Annotated in this window: 18 protein-coding genes; 12 read left to right on the forward strand and 6 right to left on the reverse strand. The window is 67.6% G+C overall.

What is annotated here, in order from left to right; genetic code table 11:
* The first annotated feature begins 59 nt into the window (after positions 1-59).
* The 5 genes from IPV08_RS24935 (at position 60) to IPV08_RS10925 (ending at position 7,285) form a co-directional block, all read left to right on the forward strand.
* On the forward strand, positions 60-185 hold the full coding sequence (locus IPV08_RS24935) for a hypothetical protein (RefSeq protein ID WP_280136546.1): 126 nt from the start codon (positions 60-62) through the stop codon (positions 183-185).
* A gap of 154 nt (positions 186-339) precedes the next feature.
* A complete protein-coding gene (locus IPV08_RS10910; protein WP_207411894.1) occupies positions 340-2,745 on the forward strand; it encodes a PAS domain S-box protein in 2,406 nt (801 codons plus the stop codon).
* 221 nt (positions 2,746-2,966) lie between these two features.
* Positions 2,967-4,124 carry a Gfo/Idh/MocA family oxidoreductase gene (locus IPV08_RS10915; RefSeq protein WP_207411895.1) on the forward strand — a complete coding sequence of 386 codons (1,158 nt, stop codon included), beginning with the start codon at positions 2,967-2,969 and terminating at the stop codon, positions 4,122-4,124.
* 48 nt (positions 4,125-4,172) lie between these two features.
* Positions 4,173-6,059: a glycoside hydrolase family 15 protein gene (locus tag IPV08_RS10920; RefSeq protein ID WP_207411896.1), complete on the forward strand. Its 1,887-nt coding sequence runs from the start codon at positions 4,173-4,175 to the stop codon at positions 6,057-6,059.
* A complete protein-coding gene (locus tag IPV08_RS10925) occupies positions 6,056-7,285 on the forward strand; it encodes an MFS transporter (protein ID WP_056425393.1) in 1,230 nt (409 codons plus the stop codon). The genes IPV08_RS10920 and IPV08_RS10925 overlap by 4 nt, the downstream gene beginning before the upstream one ends.
* Positions 7,286-7,335: 50 nt before the next feature.
* Here IPV08_RS10925 and IPV08_RS10930 read toward each other — a convergent pair whose 3' ends face one another.
* On the reverse strand, positions 7,336-7,569 hold the full coding sequence (locus IPV08_RS10930; RefSeq protein ID WP_207411897.1) for a hypothetical protein: 234 nt from the start codon (positions 7,567-7,569) through the stop codon (positions 7,336-7,338).
* 401 nt (positions 7,570-7,970) lie between these two features.
* Between IPV08_RS10930 and IPV08_RS10935 the strand changes: the two genes are divergently transcribed.
* The 4 genes from IPV08_RS10935 to IPV08_RS10950 all read left to right on the forward strand — a co-directional run bounded on the left by IPV08_RS10935 (position 7,971) and on the right by IPV08_RS10950 (position 11,110).
* A complete protein-coding gene (locus IPV08_RS10935; RefSeq protein ID WP_056425399.1) occupies positions 7,971-8,258 on the forward strand; it encodes a hypothetical protein in 288 nt (95 codons plus the stop codon).
* Positions 8,259-8,418: 160 nt separating this feature from the next.
* Positions 8,419-9,168: an endonuclease/exonuclease/phosphatase family protein gene (locus IPV08_RS10940; protein ID WP_246747900.1), complete on the forward strand. Its 750-nt coding sequence runs from the start codon at positions 8,419-8,421 to the stop codon at positions 9,166-9,168.
* A 268-nt stretch (positions 9,169-9,436) separates the two neighbouring features.
* Positions 9,437-10,414: an HWE histidine kinase domain-containing protein gene (locus tag IPV08_RS10945; RefSeq protein WP_207411898.1), complete on the forward strand. Its 978-nt coding sequence runs from the start codon at positions 9,437-9,439 to the stop codon at positions 10,412-10,414.
* A gap of 60 nt (positions 10,415-10,474) precedes the next feature.
* Positions 10,475-11,110: an SDR family NAD(P)-dependent oxidoreductase gene (locus tag IPV08_RS10950; RefSeq protein ID WP_207411899.1), complete on the forward strand. Its 636-nt coding sequence runs from the start codon at positions 10,475-10,477 to the stop codon at positions 11,108-11,110.
* Between the two features lie 272 nt (positions 11,111-11,382).
* Here IPV08_RS10950 and IPV08_RS10955 read toward each other — a convergent pair whose 3' ends face one another.
* From IPV08_RS10955 to IPV08_RS10975, 5 genes are all read right to left on the reverse strand, one after another.
* Positions 11,383-12,618, reverse strand: coding sequence for an HlyD family secretion protein (locus IPV08_RS10955; protein ID WP_207411900.1), 1,236 nt, complete (start codon positions 12,616-12,618; stop codon positions 11,383-11,385).
* Positions 12,619-12,621: 3 nt separating this feature from the next.
* A complete protein-coding gene (locus IPV08_RS10960) occupies positions 12,622-13,089 on the reverse strand; it encodes a hypothetical protein (protein ID WP_207411901.1) in 468 nt (155 codons plus the stop codon).
* 520 nt (positions 13,090-13,609) lie between these two features.
* Positions 13,610-14,734, reverse strand: a complete 1,125-nt coding sequence (locus tag IPV08_RS10965) for a metallophosphoesterase (RefSeq protein WP_207411902.1) — start codon at positions 14,732-14,734, stop codon at positions 13,610-13,612.
* Between the two features lie 177 nt (positions 14,735-14,911).
* Positions 14,912-16,543 (reverse strand): phospholipase D-like domain-containing protein, encoded by a 1,632-nt coding sequence (locus IPV08_RS10970; protein ID WP_246747901.1) that lies wholly within the window; start codon positions 16,541-16,543, stop codon positions 14,912-14,914.
* 66 nt (positions 16,544-16,609) lie between these two features.
* The gene (locus tag IPV08_RS10975; protein ID WP_082470202.1) at positions 16,610-17,209 is read right to left on the reverse strand and encodes a TVP38/TMEM64 family protein; all 600 of its coding nucleotides are present in this window, start codon (positions 17,207-17,209) and stop codon (positions 16,610-16,612) included.
* Between the two features lie 454 nt (positions 17,210-17,663).
* Between IPV08_RS10975 and IPV08_RS10980 the strand changes: the two genes are divergently transcribed.
* The 3 genes from IPV08_RS10980 to IPV08_RS10990 all read left to right on the forward strand — a co-directional run bounded on the left by IPV08_RS10980 (position 17,664) and on the right by IPV08_RS10990 (position 21,351).
* Positions 17,664-17,912, forward strand: a complete 249-nt coding sequence (locus tag IPV08_RS10980) for a DUF2934 domain-containing protein (RefSeq protein ID WP_348271038.1) — start codon at positions 17,664-17,666, stop codon at positions 17,910-17,912.
* A 259-nt stretch (positions 17,913-18,171) separates the two neighbouring features.
* Positions 18,172-19,857: a methyl-accepting chemotaxis protein gene (locus IPV08_RS10985; RefSeq protein WP_207411903.1), complete on the forward strand. Its 1,686-nt coding sequence runs from the start codon at positions 18,172-18,174 to the stop codon at positions 19,855-19,857.
* 228 nt (positions 19,858-20,085) lie between these two features.
* Positions 20,086-21,351, forward strand: coding sequence for an ABC transporter substrate-binding protein (locus IPV08_RS10990; RefSeq protein WP_246747902.1), 1,266 nt, complete (start codon positions 20,086-20,088; stop codon positions 21,349-21,351).
* The last annotated feature ends 7 nt before the right edge of the window (positions 21,352-21,358 follow it).

Below are 21,358 nucleotides of genomic sequence, written 5' to 3' on the forward strand. Positions count from 1 at the left end.
TTTCTTAGCCATGCCGCGGGAGAATGCCGCGTCGCCAACCCGTCGCGAGGACATCGTTCGTGCTCGACCTCATCCTCTACATCAGCGCTTCGGTCTGTGCCGTCGGATGCCTGGGACTCTGGGCGCTGCGCGAGCCGCCGGTCTCCTATCCGCGGGTGGAGTGGGACGAGGACGCACGCGGCTGAATACCGCCGCCGTCCCCGCGCTCGCGCCACGGGGCAGGGCGATCGAGGGATGCGCGACAGTCTCCCCAACCTGAGTTAGGGAGCCGACCGCGCGTTCGCCCGTTGGGGTCCTCGAAGCCCGAGTGAATGCGGCGGCCGGATGGGAACGGGCAGTATGGAGGACGACATCGATCGGCTGCGGCGGCGCGAGGCCGAACTCGAGGCCGAGATCGCGCGGCTGAAAGCGGAGATCGCGTCCGGCATCCATTCCCCGGACAGCGGCCAGAAGACCTCGGCGGCGGGGCCGGAACTGCTGTTCACGGCAGCGGAGAAGACCCGCATGCCGCAGATCATCACCGACCCGAACCAGCCCGACAATCCCATCGTCTTCGCCAACCGCGCCTTCCAGGACCTGTGCGGCTACTCGGCCGAGGAACTCGTCGGGCACAATTGCCGATTCCTACAGGGGCCGGGAACCGACCCGGCCGATGTGGCGCGCCTGCGCGACGCCATCGCGGCGCGGCGCGACGTGGTGGTCGAGATCATCAACTATCACCGCGACGGAACGCCATTCCGCAACGAGCTCTATGTCAGCCCCGTCTTCGACCGGAACGGGCGCCTGCGCTACTTCTTCGGCAGCCAGCTCGACGTCACCCGCTTTCGCACCGAGGAGGGCAAGCTCGCCGAGAGCGAGTCCCGCTACCGGACGCTGTTCGACGCCATCGATGCCGGATTCTGCATCGTCGAGATGCGGTTCGACGCCACGGGCCGCGCCATCGATTACCGCTTCATCGAGGTCAATCCCGCTTTCGAACATCAGGCCGGCCTCGGCGACGTCGAGGGCCGCTGGGTCAGCGAGGTCATTCCCGGCATCGAACCCCGCTGGCTCGAAACCTATGGCGAGGTCGCACTGAGCGGCAATCCCGTGCGGTTCGAGAGCGGGGCGGTGACGCTGGGCCGCTGGTTCGACGTGCACGCCCTGCGCATCGGGGAGCCGGTCCAGCGGCGCGTCGCCATCCTGTTCAACGACATCACCGACCGGCGCGAGGCCGAGACCGTGCTGAGGACGACGGCGCGCGAGCGGACCACGGAGCGGGACCTCGTCTGGCGCGCGAGCCGCGACCTCCTGGTGATCTGCGGCTTCGATGGAATCTACCGGTCGGTCAATCCGGCCTGGAGCGAGATGCTGGGCTGGCCCGCCGATTCGCTGGTCGGCGCGCGGTTCGACGCCTTCGTGCATCCCGACGACCGCAAGGCGGCCGAGCAGGCCATGGACCGGTTGCGGAGCGGCGCCATCCTCGACAACCTCGACATCCGGCAGCTGGCGGCGGATGGCAGCGAGCGTTGGGTCTCCTGGAACGCGATCCCCCAGGGTGACCATTTCTACGCCGCCGGCCGCGACGTGACCGAGCGCAAGGCCCTGGAGGAGCAGCTCCGCCAATCGCAGAAGCTCGAAGCCGTGGGCCAGCTCACCGGCGGCGTCGCCCACGACTTCAACAACCTGCTGACCGTGATCCGGTCCTCCACCGACCTCCTGCGCCGTCCCGACCTGCCGGAGGAGCGCCGGCGGCGCTATGTCGACGCCATCTCGGATACGGTGACGCGCGCGGCCAAGCTCACCGGCCAGCTCCTGGCCTTCGCCCGTCGGCAATCCCTGACGCCCGAGGTTTTCGACGTCGCCAAGGGCGTGGCCTCCGTGGCCGACATGGTCGGTACCCTCACGGGCGCGCGCATCCAGGTGGTCACTCAGATCGAGACCGGCCGGGACGATGCGGGACAGCCGCTGGCCTGCCTCATCGACGCCGATCCGAGCCAGTTCGACACGGCGCTCGTCAACATGGTCGTCAACGCCCGTGACGCCATGGACGGCGAGGGCCGGCTGACCATCCGGGTCCGCCGCGCCACGACCATTCCGGCCGTGCGGGCGCATCCCCGCATCCGGGGTGATTTCGTCGCCGTCTCCGTCGCCGATACCGGCTCAGGCATCGCCCCGGAGATGCTGGACCGGATCTTCGAGCCGTTCTTCACCACCAAGGGCGTGGGGCAGGGCACCGGCCTCGGCCTGTCTCAGGTCTTCGGTTTCGCCAAGCAATCGGGCGGCGAGGTCGTGGTGGAAAGCCGCCTCGGCCAGGGCACGACCTTCACCCTCTATCTGCCGCGCGCGGCGGGCGAGGCCGTGGCGGCCGAGCCGGTGCGCGAGCCGCCGCCCCTGGCCGAGCGGCACGGCACCCGGGTGCTCGTGGTGGAGGACAACGCGGAGGTCGGTGCCTTCGCGACCCAGGCCCTGCAGGAACTCGGCTACGTCACACATTGGGTGACGGATGCGCAGCGGGCCCTCGACGCCCTGGCGCGCGACTCCGCCGGTTTCGAGGTGGTTTTCTCCGACGTGGTCATGCCGGGCATGAACGGCATCGATCTCGGCCACGCGATCCGCCGCAAATGGCCCGATCTGCCGATCGTGCTCACCTCGGGCTACAGCCACGTCCTCGCCGAGGAGGGCAGCCATGGGTTCGAGCTCCTGCGCAAACCCTATTCGGTGGCCGATCTGTCGCGCATCCTGCGGCTCGCCGTCTCGCGCTGAGGCCAGGGGCGGACGGGCGCGACCGGCCGACGCGGAAACATTCGCTGCAGCGCAACGTTCCTTTCTCATCACAGCCGGCGCGCGGCCGACATGGCGCTCTGCCGGGCCTTTTGCCGTCGCGTAGCCTGCCGGCTTTGCCCGACATCGCGGGCGCCTCGGCTCGGCCTGTCCTTCCACGCCGGCCAAGGCCGCACGCCACGCATAACCGCACGGACATCCGCATGAGCATCGCCTCCGCCCTCGGCCTGACATCCTCGAAAAAGGTCCGCTACGCCTTCGTCGCCCTCGGAGACATCACGCAGGAAGCCATGCTGCCCGGCGTGAAGCACACCGGCAATTCGGAGGTCGTCGCCTTCGTCACCGGCGACCCGGAGAAGGCGCGCGGCGTCGGCGCGCAATACGGCGTGACCGAATCCTATGGCTACGAGCAGTTCGACACGCTGCTGGCCTCGGGCACGATCGACGCGATCTATCTTGCCACGCCGAACTGGCGCCACGCTGAGTTCGCGGTGCCGGCGCTGAAGGCCGGCATCCATGTCCTCGTCGAGAAGCCGCTGGAGATCTCGGCGGAGAAGTCGAGAGAGATCATCGCGGCGCAGAAGGCCTCCGGCGCCAAGCTCATGGTGGCCTACCGCCTCCATTTCGAGCCCTGCACCTTGGCGACCATCGACCTGATCCGTTCCGGCCAACTCGGTGACCTCCTGACCTTCTCCTCGACCTTCACCCAGATGGTCTCGCCCGAGAACCACCGGGCGACGAGCGGCATCGAAGCGGGCCCGATCTTCGACATGGGTCCGTATCCGATCAACGCCGCCCGCTACATCTTCGGCGACGAGCCGACGGAGGTGGTCTCGGCCGTGGGCATCCGTCACCCCGAAGCCGGCCTCGGCGATTTCGACGATACCGTCGCGGTGACGCTCCGTTTCCCGCAGAACCGCATCGCGCAGTTCGTGCTGTCCTATTACGGCAATACCCTCGACAGCTATTCGGTCGTCGGCACCAAGGGCAGCGTCGAGGTCAACCCGGCCTACATGTACGGCAAGCCCCTGGAGCACACCGTCACCATCGGTGAGGACAAGAACCACGCCAGCTTCAAGAACACCGATCATTTCGGCGGCGAGCTGAAGTACTTTTCGAATTGCATTCTCGAGGACCGTGAGCCCGAGCCCGATGGCGAGGAAGGCCTCGCCGATCTCCGCGTGATCGAAGGCATCGTCCGCGCCCTGCAGACCGGGACGTCTCAGACCCTCGAACCCTTCACCCGCGCCAAGCGCATCGACCCGAAGAGCCAGGAGCAGACGCTCTCGGCACAGAAATCGCCGGAGCTCGTCAACACGTCGAATCCCGGAAAAGGCAAGGACAAGGTTCCGCTGAACTAGCCCGGCCGTTTCCAGACCGCCCCCGTCCCTCGCTCCACAAGTCCCGTAATGAATGACCGAGCCCAGGCGGGCACCGACCTCACCGTCGATGCACGGTGCAACTCCCGCGAGGCGTCGTCCTCGCGGGACGGCCCCGTTCGCATCGATCCCGAGGGCACGGAATATCCGATCCAGGATTACGCCCCGCTCGGCGATGGCCGCTCCGTCGTCCTCGTCGGCCCGGACGGCGCGGTGGCGTGGTGGTGCGTCCCCGAGATGGACTCGCCGCCCCTGTTCGACCGGCTTCTCGAGCCGGACAACGGCGGCTATTTCCAGGTTCGACCCGATGGCCCGTTCACGATGGAGCGGCGCTACCGCACCGACAGCAACGTGCTGGAGACGGTCTTCACCACCGCGACCGGCACCGCACGCGTGACCGAATCCCTCAACAGCAGCCGCGCCGGCCGCCTGCCCTGGTGCGAACTCGCGCGCCGGCTCGAAGGCGTCTCCGGTACGGTCACGTTCCGGATCCGCGCCGTCTTCGGCACGCGCGGCGACACCCTCTCGCCCTGGCTCCAGCCGACGCCCAATGGCTGCGTCTTCCATGTCGGCCCGGTGCTCGGGGTGATCCGCTTCAGCGACAACGTCCATGTCATCGAGGAGGAGGACCGCACCATCGCCGCCACGGTGACGGTGGGGGAGGGAGAGCGCGCGGTCGTGGCGCTTCTCGCCGGTGAGGACGAGCCGCTCGGCATCCCCACCATCGCGGAGATCGACGGACGCATCGATATCAGCGACGATGCCTGGCGGCTTTGGGCGGAGGGGTTGGGCTATGACGGCCCGCACCGCTCCGAAGTACGGCGCAGCGGCCTCGCCCTGAAGCTGCTGCTCTACTCGCCGAGCGGCGCCATCGCGGCCGCCGCCACCTCGTCCCTGCCCGAACGGATCGGCGGGCCGAAGAATTACGATTACCGCTACGCCTGGATCCGCGATGCCGGCTACACCGTCAACGCCTTCCTGCGCATCGGCGCGATGCCGGAGGCGAAGGCCGCCTTCTCTTGGCTGATCGCGCGCCTGCACGAGCACGGGGCGCAGGTCTTCTACACCCTGCGCGGCGGCAAGGTGCCGGAGGAGACCTCCCTCGACCTCGCCGGTTATCGCGGTTCGCGCCCGGTCCGGGTCGGCAACGCGGCGGCGCGCCAGCACCAGCACGGGATCTACGGCGACATCTTCGAGACCGCGACCCTGTTCGTCGCCGACGGCAACATCCTCGACCAGAAGAGCGCGACGGTTCTGGCGGATCTCGCCGACGAATGCGCCGACCGCTGGCGCCAGAAGGATGCCGGGATCTGGGAGTTGGAAGTCCCGCAGCATTACACGATGTCGAAGATCAGCGCCTGGCAGGCGCTCGCCCGCGCCGTCGAACTGGCGGAGGCCGGCCATATCGCGGCCACCTGCGTGCCGCGCTGGTCGCGCGAGCGTGACCGGATCCAGGCCTGGATCGAGGAGCATTGCTGGTCTGAGGCGCGCCAAGCCTATACGTTCTATCCCGGTACCGACCGACTCGACGCCTCCCTGATCCTGGCGGTCCGTTTCGGCTTCGACGGGCGCGAGCGCCTGTCCTCCACCCTCGACGCGATCCGCGGGGAACTCGGGCGCGGCCCGCTTCTCTATCGTTATTCGGGAGCCGAGAGGGAGGAGGGCGCCTTCATCGCCTGCTCGTTCTGGCTGGTGGAGGCCCTGGCCGAACTCGGCCGGCAGGACGAGGCCGAGGCGATCTTCACCGGCACGCTGCGCGCCGCCGCCAGGGGCGTCGGCGTGATGAGCGAGATGGTCGATCCGGAGACCGGCGACCATCTCGGCAACACACCGCAGGGCCTGAGCCATCTCGCCCTGCTTCACGCGGCCTGCACCTTGCGCGGCGACCGCGAACGAGACCTGAAAGCGGCAAGATGACCGGCACCACCCTCGACACCCGCTCCGGCGCTCTCAGCCTGCCGGATGCGGCGCCCAGCCGGCATCCCGGCCTCGTCCTCACCGCCCTGGCGATGGGCGGCTTTGCCATCGGCACCACCGAATTCGCCACGATGAGCCTGCTTCCGTCCTTCGCGCCCGATCTCGGCATCGACGCGCCGACGGCCGGCCATGTGATCAGCGCCTACGCGCTCGGCGTCGTCGTCGGCGCGCCGGTCATCGCGGTGCTCGCGGCGACGATGGCCCGCAGGACGCTCCTCGTCGGGCTGATGGTGCTGTTCGCGCTGGGTAACGTCCTGTCGGCCCTGGCCCCGAACTATCACGGGATGCTGCTGTTCCGGTTCCTGGCGGGCCTGCCGCACGGCGCCTATTTCGGCGTGGCCGCCCTCGTCGCCGCCTCCCTCGTCCCCCGGGAGCGGCGGAGCCAGGCGGTCTCGCGGGTGATCCTCGGCCTCACCATCGCGACGGTGGCGGGCGTGCCCCTGGCCAACGTCGTCGGCCAGCTCGTCGGCTGGCGCTGGAGCTTCGGGCTCGTCGCCGTCCTGGCGCTGCTGACGGCGGTTTCGCTGCGGATCCTGGCGCCCCTCGGACGACCGGCTTCGGGCGCAAGTGCGCTACGCGAGCTCGGGGCCCTGCGGAGCGGGCAGGTCTGGCTCACCCTCGCCATCGGCGCGATCGGGTTCGGCGGCCTGTTCTCGGTCTATACCTATCTCGCCTCGACATTGATCGAGGTCACCCGCGCGGGGCCCGCGGCGATCCCGCTGGTCCTCGCCGTGTTCGGCGTAGGCCTCACAATCGGCAACCTCGTCTGCGCCTGGGCCGCCGACCGCGCCCTGATGCCGGCGGCCGGGCTGACCCTGGTCTGGACGGCCGTGGCTCTGGCCCTCTACCCGTTCTCGGTGGGCAGCGTCTGGACCCTGGCGCCGGTGGTGTTCCTCATCGGCTGCGGCGGCGGCCTCGCCACCATCCTGCAGACGCGACTGATGGATGTGGCCGAAGATGCGCAGACCTTGGCTGCCGCGCTCAATCACTCGGCCTTCAACTTCGCCAACGCCCTGGGTCCCTGGCTCGCCGGCCTCGCCCTCACCGCCGGGTTCGGCCTGCCCTCCACCGGCTGGGTCGGCGTGGCCCTGGCGCTGGGCGGGTTGGCGCTGTGGGCCATCTCCGCGACGTCGATGCGCCGGACGGCTCGACCGCCGGCAACTTAGCCCGAGGAACGGCGACACAGGAGGTCGAGCCGTTCACCGGACGGGTCTGCTCAAGCGGTCAGCGGCTGGATATCGAGCTGCATGCCCCGCCCCCTGAGGACGCGGACGAGCCGGTCTTCGAGATCGTCGTCGAGCCCGTCCACCTGCATGTGGAGGTGGCTTCCCTTCGCCGTGCCCGTGACCCAGAGACGATACACCAGGCCCTCCTCGCGCAACTGCGTCAGAAGCCGCTCCGATCCGATCCGGTTGGCTTCGTCGTTCATCGCAATGAGGCTCGTGTCCATTCAGATCTCCCGTTACCGACTAGGACAACGTTTCACGGCGATGTTTCGTCCTGATGTCCGGGGACCCTTTCCCGAACGAGGATAATGGTTGGGCAAATCGGCCCCTTCAATGGAGCCTAGCAATGGGCGGGCCGGGGCCGGGAGGCTCAGCCGCAGCATCTCACGTTCTGTACGAGACGAGGTTCGGGCCGGGCCAAGCGTGACTTGTCCGAGTTCAGGCTCTGCAGGCTTGAGCGGACCGGCCGGACACCCACTCGACGGGCCGACGATTGCCGATGCGGCCCTATGGGTCGGGCGGATTCAGCATGAATCGTTCTTCATCATAATCGTTGACTGTCGTTTATCGCTCCTGGTCCAATAAACTCTTCCGACGGCTCCGACGCGGCGCCTGGAGACATGAGATGAAGTTCGGATCCGTTATCCTGCTGGGCCTCTTCGCGGCGTCCCCGGCCGCCCAGGCCTGGGCGCAGAGCCCGCGCGACGTGCCGATCACCGACGATCTTCGCCGCGAGGAGCGCATCGAGCGCCGCCTCGACCGGACCATGCCGCCGCCGGTGGACCCCAACGTGTCGCCGGACAATCCGGACGGCGTCGTCGGCTTCGACGGTCCCCCCGGCATGTTCGAGAACGGCGTCGAGAACGGCAGCCCGATCCCCTCCGGTTCCCCCGTGGACGACGACGACGATTAGGCGCCGAACCGGCATCCCCTTCGACGGAGAGCGCTCTAGTTAGGGCCCGTGCCCGTCTCGTCCCACATGCAAAGCCGGCCCTCCCGCCCTCGGCCCGAGCTTTCCCGTTTGACGAGTGCTTCCCGTTTGACGAGCCTTCCCGTTTGACGAGCCTTCCCGTTTGATCAGCGTCCGCGCCCTGTCCTACAACATCCGTCATTGCCGCGGCATGGACGGGCGCGTGTCGCCGGACCGGGTGGCCGAGGTCATCGCCGCCAGCGGGGCCGATCTCGTCGCGCTCCAAGAGGTCGATGTCGGGCGCGCCCGGACCGGCGGCCTCGATCAGGCCGAAACCATCGCCCGGCGTCTCGGCATGGATCACCATTTCCATCCGGCCCTGCACCTGGCCGAGGAGCGCTACGGCGACGCCATCCTGACCCGCCTTCCGTCCCGGCTGGTCCGGTCGGGCATCCTGCCCGGCCTCGCGAACCGGCCCGGCCTGGAGCCGCGCGGCGCCCTGTGGGTGGAGGTGACGGCGAATGGCCGGATTCTGCAGGTCTTCAACACCCATCTGGGCCTGTCGGCGAAGGAGCGGATGGCCCAGGCGAAGGCGCTGCTCGGCCCCGACTGGACCGGATCGCCCGACTGCGTCTCCCCCTTCGTCCTGATGGGTGATTTCAACGCCATCCCGCAATCCGCCGCCTACCGGCGGCTTGCCGCGCATCTCGTCGATGCGAGGCGGATCGCCGGGCAGAAATCCGGCTCCGCCACCTTTCCGAGCCGCTGGCCGCTGCTGCGGATCGACCATGTCTTCGTCGGGCCGGAAGTGCGGGTGCGACGCATGGAGGTCGTGCGCACGCCGCTCGCCCGCCGCGCCTCGGACCACCTGCCTCTCCTGGTGGAGTTGGAGATCGGTCCGGCCGCGGACTGACCCGGAGCCTCGAATGCGGGGAGAGGGTGGGGCGGTCCGGCTTCGGTTGCCCGAAGTCTGCAAGACGATCTCGACCGCGGGAGCGACACGAAGCGCCATCGATGGAGCGCCGCACGCCCATCTTGCCAAGCCGAGGATGGGAAACGCGACGCTATCGCCGCGGATCGGAGGATGTCGATGACGTGAGGGAGCAAACCGCGGCCAAACGGCTTGTCCCCCCGGCGATGCGACAGGCATCGACCCTGTTCGAGGTTCAATCGGGAATTGCATGGCCGAGGATGTGACGTCGTCAGGCTACGAGTGGACGCTGGCCAGCTTCACCGACACCATCCATCGCGGCGGCGTCGCCCTGTGGGCCTGGTCGCCGACGCGCAGGTTGGCCCAGCTCGACGGGCTCTGCCGCGAGTTCTGGGGGACGTCCGAATCCGTCGTCCCCATCGACGATCTCTTCGCGCGCGTGAACGCGGAGGACCGCCGCGCCATGATGCTCGACTGGGCGGCGAGCGAGGCCGATTCCCATCCCTACAGTTTCGACTTTCGCATCGGCGACGGCCCTGACGCACGCTGGGTCTCCGCCCGCGGGGTGGGGGGAGAGTCCGGCAAGGTCGGCGAGTGGGTCCAGGCCATCTTTCTCGACGTGACCCGGCAGAAGCGCGCCGAAGAAGCCGAGCACCTCCTCACGGCGGAACTCGCGCACCGTGTCTCGAACATGTTCTCCGTCGCCCGGGCGCTGACCGCCATCGTCGCCCGGGGCGCCACCTCGACTCCTCACTTCGCCGAGGACCTGTCGCAACGCTTCGGCGTGCTGCACGAGGCGACGGCCCTGGCGACGCGGGCACAGGCCGGGGACCACGGCAATGTCAGGCTTCGGACGCTGGCCGAGCGGATCCTGTCCCCCTACCTCGACGGCGGCAACATCGAGATCGACGTCGAGGACGCCGCCGTGGCGCCTCCCGGCAAGGTCAACGATTACGCCATGATCCTGCACGAGCTCGCCACCAACTCGGCCAAGTATGGCGCCCTCTCGGGAGGCGGCACGCTGACAGTGACGGGTCGCGTGTCGGACGGAACGCTCACGCTCAATTGGGAGGAGACGTCGGCCTCCTCGGGGACGGTCACGTCCGATGGGGGCGGGTTCGGTTCCCGACTGCTGAGACAGACCATCGAGCGCAGCCTGGGCGGCCGTTTCACGCGTCGGATCGACGAGACCGGGCTCGGCTTCGAGATGAATGTCCCGGCCGCCTGAACGACCGTCCCTCCCTCTTCACACCGCTCGCCAGTCACAACACGCGTCAGGAAACTCGACATGGCCCACGTCCTCGTCATCGGCGCCAGCCAGGGCATCGGCCTGGAAACCGTGAAGGCGGCCCTGGCGGCCGGCCATCGCGTGCGCGCCTTCGCCCGATCCGCCGCGACCATGTCGCTGTCGGGCCAGGGGCTGGAACGCTTCCCCGGCGACGCCTTGAACGCCGCCGACGTCACATCCGCCCTGGAAGGCATCGACGTCGTGGTGCAGGCCCTGGGCGTGCCTGCGAAGAACCTGCTCGGGCCGGTGACCCTGTTCTCGTCCGCCACCAACGTGCTGGTGCCGGCCATGGAGAAAGCCGGCGTGCGGCGCATCCTCGCCGTGACGGGCTTCGGCACCGGCGACAGCCGTGACGCCATCGGCCTGCTGCAACGCATCCCCTTCCGCCTCGTCTTCGGGCGGGCCTATGACGACAAGGACGCCCAGGAGATGCGGATCCGCCGCTCTGGCCTGGACTGGACCTTCGTCCGGCCGGGCGTCCTGACACCCGGCTCGGCCACGGGACGCTACAAGATCCTGACGGAGCCCGCATCCTGGCGGAACGGCCTGATTTCCCGCGCCGACGTGGCCCACTTCATCGCCGGTGAGATCGACGGGCACTCCTACGCGCGCAAGGCCGTCGTCCTCGTGGGCTAGAGCGCTCTTCGCCGAAGGGGATGCCGGTTCGGCAAAGAGCGTGGCGCAACAAGGGTCGGGTGGTTGAAGAAATTCGACCGATCGTACCCGCCCCGAGCGTCTGAAATGGATCGGGGAGCAGTGTCTGCTTCTGGCGGGGAGTGGGCCGAAGCAGACACAGCCGTCGCGCCCGCTTACGACCTGTTACAGAAGGTCGGAAGGTCTGCGGCTAGGTCCGGTGGAGACCCGACAATCGGCTCCGTGACTGACTGGGTCTTCTGCCCGTTCCCACATTAATGTCCGCTAAAAACGAGAGTTTGGATTGGCAGCATCAATGCCTGGATACGTAGGATCATGGCGTGGACGACGGCGGTGGCATCGACCGCATGGAGGACCAAGCTTCTGGTGGTGCTGAGCTTGCCCGAGTTAATCAGGTCGTGGTTGCTGGTATATGCATTGGCGATACAGCTACTGCCCGGTTTCACGCCTTCGAGCCCACCCGCGTAGAGCGGCTCGAGAAACACCGTGATCGTTCCGGGGCGAACGACCTGCTGCGCATCGATGAGCTGCTCGCCGCCACGAAATTGTCCGGCGGCAATGAAGTCCTGCACGCTCGTCACCACCATGGGGATCACGGTCCAGGGTTTGGAGACGCAGGTGATCTCGGCCAGCATCCCCACCTTCATGACCTGAGCTTCGATCTGCCCGAACCCCGCCGTAATGGCTTTCCGTCCGGCACCTTCGGGGATCAGCACGCCTGCCGGTCGCATGATCGGATTGACGATGTCGCCGACCCGCAGGGTGAACTGCTCCACTCGTCCATCAACGCCGGCCCGGATGGTGGTCTTCGCGATCTCTACGGTGGCTTGGGCAAGAGCAGCTTCTGCACTGGCTTTCTGGGCGGGGAGAAGACTGCTGACCTGCGCTTCGGCCGTCTGCTTGGCCGCCGTCGCAGCCGCGACCGCGCCGCGCCGGCCGTTCACGACATTCTGAAGCCGCTCGATCTCGCGAAACGCGACGATCCCAGCGCCCCGCCGATTCAGCTCCTGCTTCGTCTCCAGTTCGTCGATGGCCTGCTGTAGGCCGCTCCTCGCCTCCTGAGCCTTGCCTTCGGACGCCGCAACCTCTGATCGCGCCGCCACCATCGCCGCCTCGACCTCGGCGATCTTACGCCGAGCCGCCTCGGCCGCCGCCTCCTGGGTCGCGCTGTCCAGGCGGAAGATGGGTTCGCCCTTCTTGACCTCGCCGCTGATGCTGTTGACGTAGATCTCGGCGACACGTCCGCTGGTCTCCGAGACAATGGGAACGGTCCGGTAGTACAGGGTCGCGGTCTTCGTAGATGGGTGATAATAGAAGATCACCGTGATGAGACCCACGGAAAGCATCAGACACGAGACGATGCCCCACCTCAGCTCGAACCACACCGAGTAGAGCGTGATCTCCTTGCCGAACCGCTTGCCCTGGCCGAAGCGTCGGAAAAGATAGTCCGGCAGGATTGTCAGCACCGAGCACAGTAAGATCTCGAGCATGGATCAGGTCCTCGTCGTGCTGACCGGGACGATCCTCGGGATGGGCCGTAAGACGGGCGAGACATCTTCCCGGGGGACGCTGGCCGGCCCGCTGTCCTCCGACACCCCGGCAGCTCCCGTTCCTGGAGGGAGGCCCGCGATCCGTTCGAGCGCCCCCGCCATGCGACCGAGCGTCCCTCCGAAGTTTGGGATGTCGATCAGGGCAAGCAGGAGGCCCATCACCCAAAACAGATGGATATGCGTGAAGAGGGCGAGCAGCCCCAGCACGGCGACGATCTCGAACTGCAGCTTGTGGCTCTTGTGGGCCATCCGTTCGGGCAAGGTGTGCAGGCGCAGGAACAGAAGCCCCGCTGCCATCACCACGAGGACGAGGACCACGGCCATGACCGACATGAACACGTCAGTCCCGTCTGCCGCCGGCATGAATATTGGCAAATGATGCGGTGCAGCCGGGTGGATCGCGTCGGACATGTTGGCCCCCAATAGAAATGGTGACGCAATCGAATCACGGCCTCGCATAGTTCAACGGCGCACCAAACGCCTGAACCGCTCTCTGGAGGGGTCAGGATACACAAACATATTACGTTTGTATCGTCTATAATTGATTTTTGCCGCTGGATACTGATGTTCTGCAGGCAGCGGATTTTCGTTCCTCAGCTGCCGATAAGCATCCACCTGCTGCACGGCTGCACTCGAGACGCCATTCAGCCGGGACAAGGAGCGATGACCGTTCGCTCATGAGGACAGCTGAAAACCACCCTCCACGGCAAGGTTGGATCGACAGCGGAACGTCCGCTTCGGGACGAAGGACCAAAGTCTGGTTGCCGCCACGAGCCGACGTTGCCGGCCGGCCAGCAGATGACTGCTCGTAAGGAGTACCCATGGCGAACCAAGCGGCCGGGTTGAGTCGGAAACTCCCCCGACGGCGGGTACCGAACGTCGGATCTTCATCACCTCAGCTGAGCCGGACCCATTGTGGTCGGGCGCAGCTCTAGGATCGGGGCTTGCCCCGGAGCGTGATGCGCGTCAGCTCGGAGGATGTCCCGAGCCTCAAGGCGAAGCCGGGCCACAGCCCCGTGCCGTTGTTGACGTAGAGCGTCATGGCGCCGACCGCGTATGCGCCGGAGACGAAGCCGGCATTGGCGCGGGCGACCAGCCGGTCGAGGCCCCAGATCATCCCGCCATGCGTGTGCCCGGAGAGTTGCAGGGCCACACCTTTCGCGGCCGACCGCGCCGCCCCCCTCGGCTGATGGTCGAGCAGGACGATGGGGGCATTGGGCGGCGCACCGGCCAAAGCGGCGTCGAGGTCGTGCACCGGTCGTCCCGAATGCGAGGCCGACAGGTCGGTCACGCCCGCGAGAACCAAGGCATCGTCACCGCGCTTAAAGACCGTATGCCGGTTCTCGAGCACGCCCATGCCCAGTTCGGCATAGCGGTGCATCCACCCCGCATAGTCGAAGAAGTATTCATGGTTGCCGGGGATCACCCAGACCCCGTCCGGGGCCTGGAGACCACGCAGCGGTTCGACGTCGGCGCGGCGCGATGCGAGGGCCCCGTCGATCAGGTCGCCGGTCACCACCACGAGATCGACGCCGAGCGCGTTGGATCGCGTCACCACCTCCCGCGCCCATGCCGCCGGGAACAGGCGGCTGAGATGCAGGTCCGTCAGCTGGAGCAGGGTGAAGCCGTCGAAGCCGGCCGGAAGGTTCTCGATCTCGACGGTGACGTCCTTGAGCGGCGGCACCCGCACCGCCTGCTGCACCGCCACCGCCGACAGGAGCATGGCCAGCGCCGCCTCGGCATAGCGCCAGCCGGCCGGGATCGCCCAGCCGCCACCGGGCACGAGCCTGGAGGCCAACGCCACGACGTCGAGCGCCAGCTGCATCGCCGCCAGGAGGAAGATCGCCCCGAAGGCCCAGTTGAACAGCAGGATCAGCACCCGCGGAAACTCGGGCGCGAAGACCGAGCCGGACGAGAGGCGGCTCCACAGATGGTATTGCGACGCGACGAGCAGGAGGACGGCAATGCCGGCCTTCACGGCGAACGGCCATGGAAGCGGCCATAGGACCCTGGTGACGACGTACAGGCAGGGCAGACCGAAGATCAGGTGAAACATGCTCTCGTATCGGCGACGGTGGACGATCGGCACGGAGCCGATGCTGCGCCCGAACGGAACGAGGCCATATCACCGACCGCGCGACGAGGGACGCATCGATCCGCCTCGCAGGCACCATCAGGTGCCGCCGAGCACACCGACTATGCGGGAAGCGTTCCGTCCGTCGGATCGCAATCCCTATGACGCCTCGGCGGCCTGCGCCGCCCCGGCGCGTACCGGCTGCTGACCCGCGACCGCTTTGGCTCCCTCGCGGCGCCGGGCGAGGGCCCAGTGACGGCGCCAGGGTCGCCAGGCATCGGCGAGACCGACGGGATCTCCGAGATGGAAGGCCTCGACGAAGCGCACAATGGGCCCGCGCCGGGAGGCCACGAGGGAGCACAGCCGGCGGGCCGGGACGAGGGCGGGATCGTCGATCGCCGCGAGCAGGCCCTTCTCCCGCACCGCCTCCTCGAAAGCGTCGCGCGGGCAGCCGGCATGATGGGCGATCAGGCCGTTCCTCACCCGCGCGATGGCGATGCGCCGCACATCGCCCGCGTCGCCATCGAGCACTTCGAGGGCGAGATCGCATTCGGTGTCGTAGCCCATGGACCGGTTGTTCAGGTTGGTCGACCCGACCCGGAGCATCCGGTCGTCGAAGATCGCGACCTTGGAATGGACGAGGATCGGACGGCCCTGAAGCGTATGCGGCGCGAGGATGCGCAGGCGGCCATACCGGTCCGCCGCGCGAAGCCGGGCGATGAGGCCGCGCCTCGCCCCGTCCATGGTGATCCGGTCGAAGCCGTTCGGGCTGCGTTCGGCGAGCACCACGACGATGTCGGGACCTTCCGGCTCGGCGAGGCGCGCGGCCAGGGCCTCGGCGATGAGCGGAGAGGTGAAATACTGGTTCTCGAGATAGATGTGACGGGACGCGCGGCGGATCGCCAGCAGATAGAGCGCCTCGTTCTCGCGGATCGCATCCCCCGATTCCCGTGCCGGTATCGTGCGGGCGAGCCCTACCGTCACGTCCTCGAAGAGCGGCGTCACCGAATCGGGCCAAGGATCGGGCAAGGAAGGATCGGACAGGGTAGAATGGGGGAGGGAAGGACCGCGTGCGTCCGTGCCGACCGGTCCGGACACGGCTGAGGCCGGGCGCCCGCTCGTCGCCTCCTGCCAGCGTTGACGCGCCAGATCGGACAACGCCGACGCGGCCGCACCGTCGACGAGCATCATGACGTCGTGGCGCGGCGGGTAATCCTCGCCGGTCGGCAGACGCCGGAGCGGGTCACGGTCCCGATGGGCGGGCGTGTCCCAGCGGTTCACCTCGAAATCGCTGCCGCCGCTGAAGGCGATGCGGTCGTCCACCACTAGCACCTTCTGGTGCTGGCAGGCCCCGAAGGGGAGGCGGGAATCGACGACGTACTCGATCCCCGGCCCGAGCAGGGCGCGGATGTCGTCGGGCTTGAGATCGGTGCCGGCGGAGATCGGCCATGGCATGTCCCAGATCAGGAGACGGATCTCGACCTCGGGCCGCGTCGCCTTCAGGCGCCGCAGCAGGTCGGCCATGGTCTCGCGGTCCGCCTCCCCCTGGGGCGTCAGCCGCACGCGCGGATCGAAGCTCCAGCCGATCAGCATCACGGAGGATCGGGCCTTGAGGATCGCCTCGCGCGACGCGGCGAAATAGGCGGCGCCGTCGTGCAGGATCGCCACGCGGGCCGCCCGCTCCTGGCGCCAGCAGGTCGCGCCGGGAACCAGCCAGGATGTCAGGGAGGCCGGCATGGCGGGCACGGCATGGCCGTGATCCGATGCCGCCGGCTGGGACGGGCCGCTCATATCAACTGTCTCGCTTCACTGGTTCGACGCCACTGCTCTCATGCCGTTGCCCTCATGCCGGTGACCTCATGCCGCCGTCGCCGCCTGCCTGGCCTGCATCTTGTGCCGCACACGGCGCCGGGTGAGGGCGACGGCCGCCACCGTGGCGGCGAAGCCGAGACCGAGAAAGAGCCAATGCTCGGTCGTATCGCTGCCGGCCGCGCGCCCGATGATTCCGAGATAAACGCAGACGACGGTGCCCGGCAGCATCCCGAGGATGGTCGAGACGAGATAGGCGCCCATGCCGACCTCGGTGAGACCGAGCGCGTAGTTCTGGGCATTGAAGGGGACGAAGGGGCTCAGCCGCATCAGGGTGAGAAGGCGCCACCCGCCATCCCCCACCGCCTCCATGGTGGCCACCATGGTCGGGCGGCGCGCGATGAGGCGGCGCAGCCGCTCGCGGAACAGGTAGCGGCTGGCGATGAAGGCGAGGACGGAGCCCGCCGTGGCCGAGACCAATGCGATGGGCATGGCCCACCATCCGAAGGCGACGGCCCCGGCGATGGTCAGCGGCGTACAGGGAATCACCAGCAGGGTCGCGAGAAAGAAGAGCCCACCGAAGGCAAGGGGGCCGAGCAGGCCGAGGCCCGCGGTCCATTCGGCGAAGCCACGCAGCCATTCGTCCATCGGCAGCAGCAGCCAGGCGCCCGCCAGTGCGAGGATCGCGAGGACAGTCACGCTCCAATATCGGATCTCCCCGCCCGTCACGCCTTCCCCTCACTCCTTACCCTGGCCCACCTCGCCCTGGTCCACCTCGCCCCGGTCATGGGTCGACCCATCCCCGCATCTTGCACTGCAGCACGAAACCGTGGCCAGATGCCGGAGCGGGTTCGGCGTCCTGGCCGGGGGCCTGTCCCGCCTTTTGCATGTGCGACAAAGGCATATGCGACAACGGCGCTGAAGCGCCCTGGTTCGCGGAGGATCGTTAGCATCGCATGACGCGGCGCAGAACCGCTCGGCCCCTGCCCTGTGTGAATGTTCCCGGGCGGGGAACATGCCATGGGCTCTGCGGCATGATGCGAGACCGTCGCGACGCGAGGCCGGCGGCCGATGCCGGGACGGGGTTCGGATGGAGCGGGATTTGGACGAAGCAGAATCTGGACGAGGCGAAGTTCCCATGAAGCAGACATCGACGGAACGCAGCGCCAGCCCGACATTCGATCAGATTCGCCGGCGCGCCTACGAACTCTGGGAGCGTAATCACCAGCCGATGGGATTCGAAATCGAATTCTGGCTGATGGCCGAGAAAGAGCTGAGGGCGGAGCGGGAACGCGCGGCGAAGGCGGAAGCAACCGGGACCGACGAGACCTCCCCGCCCATGCAATCGTGACCGGGCGTCGAGTCATCTCGCTCGTCGGTATCGTTGTTCCGCCACCTCACCGACAAACCGACCGAATAAGTGCATGCATCTTCTAGCCGACTACACGAGAAAGACCGGTTAAATTGCAGATGTAGGAACAAAAACCTTATCTATGTGGAAACAAAAGTCTCATCGCGTCGGTATTTAGCTTTAGAAAATATTCAGACCTTCGGTGGATCTTGGGGGTGGATATTTTCCACACATCCCCCCTCTGTCGCGGAACGCCGTCATGCTGAGCCGTCTTTCCCTGCGCGCGCGCCTCATCGGCGCCTTCGCTGTCACGACGCTGTTTCTGCTCGGGATGGGGGCGGTCGCGCTGACCGCAACACGGACGATCAACGCACAACTGGTGGCGGTCCAGTCGGATGCCCTGCCGAGCGTCGGCAAGGCCGGTGAGATCTCCGGCTGGGTCGCGCGCTACGCGATCAGCATCTACCGCCATCTGGCCGCGATCGACCCCGATTCGAAAAAGCGCTACGATTCCGAGATCGTCGAGCGGCAGGGCAGGGTCACGCGCGTGCTGGCCGATTACGCTCCCCTCGCGACCTCCGCGCGCGAGCGAGCGATCTACGACCGCCTCAACGCGACCTGGCTCGACTACCTCAAGGAGAACAAGCCGATCCTCGACCTCTCGCGCAGCGGGATGAACGAGGATGCGCTCGAGCGGATGCAGGGTAGATCGACCGAGCTTCAGCGCCTGAGCACCTCGCTGGCCGACCAGCTCGTGACCGTCAACAACGAGGCCGCGGAAGCATCCCGGATCGAAGGACGGGAAGCCTTCGCCCGCACAGAGACCATCGTCCTCGGCGCCGGCATCGGCGGCCTCGTGCTCTCGGCCCTGCTCGCGTTCTGGATCGTCCGCGGTGTCACCGGAGGCATCGCCTCGGTGGTCCAGCCCATGCGGGCGCTGGCCTCGGGCGACCTGTCTGTGGCGATCCCGCGCCAGGGTGAGGGGACCGAGATCGGCACGATCGCGGACGCGGTCCAGGTATTCAAGACACGCCTCATTGAGATGAGGGCGATGGAAGAGGAGACCGTGCTGGCACGGGCGGGCGCCGAAGCCCAGCGCCACGCCGCCATGCATCGGATGGCGGGGGATTTCGAACAGGCCGTGGGCGGCATCATCGGCACCGTGGCGGCAGCGGCGAACCAGCTCCAGGGCACGGCGCAATCGATGACGACGACGGCCACGCAGACCGCCTCGCAATCCCTGGCGGTCGCGGCAGCGGCCGAGCAAGCGGCCTACAACGTCAACACGGTGGCGGCCGCGACGGAGCAGCTCGGCTCCTCGGTGCAGGAAATCGGCCGTCAGGTCGATGGATCGGCCCGGCTCGCCACCCTCGCGGTGAACGAGGCGGCCCGGACCGCCTCCCTCGTCCAGGAGCTCAGCCTGGCGGCGGGTAAGATCGGTGACGTCGTCTCGATCATCTCGGAGATCGCCGGACAGACCAACCTCCTGGCGCTGAATGCCACCATCGAGGCGGCGCGGGCCGGTGAATCGGGCCGGGGCTTCGCGGTGGTCGCCGCCGAGGTGAAGCAGCTCGCCAGCCAGACGACGCGGGCCACCCAGGAGATCGGCGACCAGATCGGCCGGATCCAGACCTCCACGGGAGAGGCGGTCGCGGCGATCGGAACCATCGCCGCGCGGATCGGCGAGATCAGTACCGTCGCCACCTCCATCGCCGCTGCCGTCGAGGAACAGGGCGCCGCGACACAGGAGATCGTCCGCAACGTCGCTCAGGCGGCCGTCGGGACGGGTGAGGTCACCACCAACATCTCCAGCGTGGCGAACGCGGCCGAGGAGACCGGCGCCGCCGCGAGCCAGGTCCTGGCCTCGGCCTCCGACCTGTCGCAGCAATCCGAGCATCTCAGTCTCCAGGTCGCCCGCTTCCTCGCCACCGTGCGAGCCGCCTGACCGACCACGCGGGACGCTCTCCGCGCCGATGCGGGACGTGCGTGATCTGTGGCTTTCGTGCCTTGAGGCGAGGCGAAACGGCCCCCGGCCTGCCTATGGAGGAGGCATCCGGCGCACTCGCCCGACCTTGCCCGTAATGTGAGTTTTGTTGGCATCGATCTTGTTACGTCACTCCCGCGCGGCCGGCGGCGATCGTCCGTGCAGCCGGCACGAAGCGGAGTGATGTTGATGACCAAGGGCACGATGAACCGTCGCCAGATGAACCGTCGCGATGCGCTCAAGCTCGGTTTGGCGGGGGCGGGCGGCGCGGTGGCGATGCCGTTCTTTGCCCGGAACGGCTTGGCGGCGGAGCCGATCAAGCTCGGCAGCCTCCTCGACGGGACCGGGGCGCTCGGCCTCGAAGGCAAGCGGATGATCGAGACCACCGAATACACGGTGGAGCTCCTCAACAAGGCCGGCGGCCTGCTGGGCCGTCCGATCAAGCTGATCGCCTACGACACCCAGTCCAACATGCAACTCTATACGCAATACGCCCAGACCCTCGCCCTGAAGGACAAGGTCGACGTCATCCAGGGCGGCATCACCTCGGCGTCGCGCGAGGCGATCCGGCCGATCTTCGGCCGTTCCAAGACCCTCTACTTCTACAACACCCAGTACGAGGGCGGTGTCTGCGACCGCAACGTCTTCTGCACCGACTCGACCCCGGCCCAGACCGTCAACCACATCGTCGATTACGCCCTCAAGAACTGGGGCAAGAAGGCCTACATCGTCGCCGCGGACTACAATTACGGCCACATCACCGCGAGCTGGATGACGAAGTTCATGAAGGATGGCGGCGGCTCCGTGGCCGGCACCGACTTCTTCCCCCTCGACGTCACGAACTTCTCCTCCGCCATCAGCCGCATCCAGCAGGCGCAGCCGGAGATCGTCCTCTCCGCCCTCGTCGGCGCCAACCATTCGGGCTTCTACCGGCAGTGGGACGCCGCCGGCATGAAGGGCAAGATCCCCATGGGCGCCAGCGTGTTCGGCCTCGGCGACGAGCTGACCACCATGGACACCTCCACCACCAACGGCATCCTCACCTGCTACGGCTGGTACAACGACCTCGACACGCCCGCGAGCAAGGCTTTCGTCGCCGGCATGCAGGGGAAGTTCGGCGCCGACGTCACCGATCTCAGCGAGCTCGACACCGCCACCTACGAAGGCATCATGTTCTGGGCGGAAGGGGTGAAGAAGGCCGGCTCGATCGAGCGCGACGCCGTCGTGGCGGCGCTGGAGAGCGGCATCACCATCGACTCGCCCACGGGCAAGGTGACGATGGATCCCGGCACCCACCACACCATCCGCAACACCTACCTCGCCCGGCCCAAGGACCGGAAGTGGGAGCAGCTGGCGGCCTTCCCGGATTCGTTCCCGGCCGATACCGGCGGCGCCTGCGACCTCGTCAAGAATCCGCGCATGAACAAGCAGTTCACGCCCGACCTGAAGGGCTGAGGCGCCT

Origin of the sequence: Methylobacterium sp. SD274 (genome assembly GCF_017355285.1) — a bacterium.
Lineage (GTDB): Bacteria > Pseudomonadota > Alphaproteobacteria > Rhizobiales > Beijerinckiaceae > Methylobacterium.

What these genes read in the sequence shown, in the direction of transcription:
- IPV08_RS10910 (WP_207411894.1), top strand. Translation starts at nt 340, where the DNA reads ATGGAGGACGACATCGATCGGCTGCGGCGGCGCGAGGCCGAACTCGAG.
- IPV08_RS10915 (WP_207411895.1), top strand. Translation starts at nt 2,967, where the DNA reads ATGAGCATCGCCTCCGCCCTCGGCCTGACATCCTCGAAAAAGGTCCGC.
- IPV08_RS10920 (WP_207411896.1), top strand. Translation starts at nt 4,173, where the DNA reads ATGAATGACCGAGCCCAGGCGGGCACCGACCTCACCGTCGATGCACGG.
- IPV08_RS10925 (WP_056425393.1), top strand. Translation starts at nt 6,056, where the DNA reads ATGACCGGCACCACCCTCGACACCCGCTCCGGCGCTCTCAGCCTGCCG.
- IPV08_RS10930 (WP_207411897.1), bottom strand. Translation starts at nt 7,569, where the DNA reads ATGGACACGAGCCTCATTGCGATGAACGACGAAGCCAACCGGATCGGA.
- IPV08_RS10935 (WP_056425399.1), top strand. Translation starts at nt 7,971, where the DNA reads ATGAAGTTCGGATCCGTTATCCTGCTGGGCCTCTTCGCGGCGTCCCCG.
- IPV08_RS10945 (WP_207411898.1), top strand. Translation starts at nt 9,437, where the DNA reads ATGGCCGAGGATGTGACGTCGTCAGGCTACGAGTGGACGCTGGCCAGC.
- IPV08_RS10950 (WP_207411899.1), top strand. Translation starts at nt 10,475, where the DNA reads ATGGCCCACGTCCTCGTCATCGGCGCCAGCCAGGGCATCGGCCTGGAA.
- IPV08_RS10955 (WP_207411900.1), bottom strand. Translation starts at nt 12,618, where the DNA reads ATGCTCGAGATCTTACTGTGCTCGGTGCTGACAATCCTGCCGGACTAT.
- IPV08_RS10960 (WP_207411901.1), bottom strand. Translation starts at nt 13,089, where the DNA reads ATGTCCGACGCGATCCACCCGGCTGCACCGCATCATTTGCCAATATTC.
- IPV08_RS10965 (WP_207411902.1), bottom strand. Translation starts at nt 14,734, where the DNA reads ATGTTTCACCTGATCTTCGGTCTGCCCTGCCTGTACGTCGTCACCAGG.
- IPV08_RS10970 (WP_246747901.1), bottom strand. Translation starts at nt 16,543, where the DNA reads ATGAGCGGCCCGTCCCAGCCGGCGGCATCGGATCACGGCCATGCCGTG.
- IPV08_RS10975 (WP_082470202.1), bottom strand. Translation starts at nt 17,209, where the DNA reads ATGGACGAATGGCTGCGTGGCTTCGCCGAATGGACCGCGGGCCTCGGC.
- IPV08_RS10985 (WP_207411903.1), top strand. Translation starts at nt 18,172, where the DNA reads ATGCTGAGCCGTCTTTCCCTGCGCGCGCGCCTCATCGGCGCCTTCGCT.
- IPV08_RS10990 (WP_246747902.1), top strand. Translation starts at nt 20,086, where the DNA reads ATGACCAAGGGCACGATGAACCGTCGCCAGATGAACCGTCGCGATGCG.